Genomic DNA, 1,943 nt, shown 5'->3' with positions numbered 1-1,943 from the left:
GACGGGTGCTTTGTCGGTGGTGACCTCGACCGGCCGATGCCCATGGGACAGCGCACGGACGAAGAAGCGGCGTGCCGCAGCCTGGTCGCGGCGGGTGCTGGCCAGGACGTCGATGACCTGTCCGTGCTGGTCAACCGCCCTGTACACATAGGTCCACCGGCCTGCGACCTTCACATACGTCTCATCCACAAACCACCTATCCCCAGGACGGTGCCGACACGGCCGCGCGGCCTCGACCAGCAGGGGCGTAAAGCGCTGCACCCACCGATACACGGTCACGTGATCAACCTCGAGGCCACGTTCGGCGAGCAGCTCCTCGACGTCCCGGTACGACAGCACGAACCGGAGGTACCAGCGGACCGCCAAGACGATCACCTCGGGTGGGAACGGAACCCCGCGAACTCCGACGTCGGAACCGGTGGACGGACACGACGTCGACGCATCACTCGATCATGACTGATCGGTAGCCGCGATGGTGGCCTTCACCGAGGCAACAATGCCCGGCGACCTTGTGCGCAAGACCAGCAACTCGAGGTCCTTGGACGATGACAAACGGCCGAGCAGGATCAGCCAGCCACACCCCCAACGAAGATCGGATCAAGCAGATGTAGGGACATAGCTGGCCAATGGCCGGCCCCGCCTCGGCGCATCGCGCCAAGGTCACAAGGTCAGGCAAGCTTCTGACTCCCCACTGTGGAAGCGAGGCTACGGCTTCCTTCGACGCAAGAGACCCACCTGTCGCATGATCAGGTGGGTCGTAGGTCGTCGTCGAGGTCAAACGCGAAGGAGTTCATCAGGAAGGCGGATGCCTCAAAGGCTCCGACTGTGAAGATGAGGTCCATAAGCTGCTGGGTGTCGAGTTCAGTGGTCAGTGCGGCCCACGTCTCGTCACCGATCGCGCCGTCGTCGAGCAGCTCGTCAACGGCGCACAGCAGCGCTGCGTCGAGCGGGCTCCAAGATGGATCGGCTGACCCCCGGGTGACCTTTCCGATCTCCTCGTCGGTCAGCCCGGCGTCGCGACCGACGAGGACATGCTGCGCCCACACGTAGTCGCATTTGCGGAGCGCCGCGACTCGCAGGACCAGCAGTTCCGTCTGCCGCTGGGCGAGGGTGGTCGCCAGCAGCACATGACCGTTGAGGATGAAGAACGCCCGCGCCAGGTCTGGATGGTGTGCGAACGTCCCAAGGGCGTTGCGGGCCTTCGGTGCGCCCTCTTGAATGGACCGGGTGTGGCGGGGCGCGGGCGGTATCAGGGCGGCAAAAGCTTCCCGCATCTCAGCCGGCCATTTCTTGGCGGGGAGCGGCTCGATTCGTGCCATGTTCATCAGTCCTTCCGGCGATGATGCATCGGGCCTGTCATCCTCACCACTTCTCGACCGGGGTCTTCTCCAGGTCCAGGGGCCGCGCGTATGACGGATCGCTTTTATCCCACGTGCCCTTGATGAAGCCGGCGAATGCCCCGGAGGAGAGGAGCGACGTGTCGCCGTTCATCGTCCACTCGAGGGTGCATCGGCGTAGCGCGATCTTCCACGTGCCGTCCCGCCGCTCGACGCGATCGAGGTATCTTCCTCCGAAGATGTGCACGGTCTTGCCGTCGCGGGAACGCATGGCACCGATGACGTAGCTTTCGCAGTGAGCCTCGTCGCCGTCGATTTCGCAGGTGTGGGTAGTGATGTTGTGCAAGTGATCGACGAAGACTGATGAATGAGCACGGTTAGCGTACTCGCCGTAGTCGGGGCCAAGTTTGACCACGGGTCCGTGCTCGTCGACTCCATCGTCGTGGTAAACGCTCGCCATCAGCTCGATGTCGTGGCGGTCGTGACCGCGCGACTGCTTCATGACGCAGTCGAGAATCGCGATGCGGTCCGTGACGTACCGGAGCTCACGGCGAAGTTCTGTGAGCTCACCCTCGACGGACATGATGGTCCTCCCTCGTCGTAGCC

General features: G+C 63.6%; 2 protein-coding genes and 1 pseudogene. All 3 read right to left on the bottom strand.

Annotated elements, in window-relative coordinates; translation table 11 throughout:
• A pseudogene (locus BBK14_RS13200) lies at window positions 1-443 on the bottom strand (IS6 family transposase); the annotation flags it as partial.
• Window positions 444-746: 303 nt separating this feature from the next.
• Window positions 747-1,319, bottom strand: coding sequence for a carboxymuconolactone decarboxylase family protein (locus BBK14_RS13195; protein ID WP_071062395.1), 573 nt, complete (start codon window positions 1,317-1,319; stop codon window positions 747-749).
• 43 nt (window positions 1,320-1,362) lie between these two features.
• Window positions 1,363-1,920, bottom strand: a complete 558-nt coding sequence (locus BBK14_RS13190; RefSeq protein ID WP_071062393.1) for a nuclear transport factor 2 family protein — start codon at window positions 1,918-1,920, stop codon at window positions 1,363-1,365.
• Window positions 1,921-1,943: the final 23 nt, after the last annotated feature.

It is taken from the genome of Parafrankia soli, assembly GCF_001854695.1.
In the GTDB taxonomy this organism is placed as follows: domain Bacteria; phylum Actinomycetota; class Actinomycetes; order Frankiales; family Frankiaceae; genus Parafrankia; species Parafrankia soli.
This window is presented reverse-complemented; position numbering and strand designations above follow the sequence as displayed.

Coding starts and splice junctions, on each gene's coding strand:
- BBK14_RS13195 (WP_071062395.1), bottom strand. CDS start 1,319: ATGGCACGAATCGAGCCGCTCCCCGCCAAGAAATGGCCGGCTGAGATG.
- BBK14_RS13190 (WP_071062393.1), bottom strand. CDS start 1,920: ATGTCCGTCGAGGGTGAGCTCACAGAACTTCGCCGTGAGCTCCGGTAC.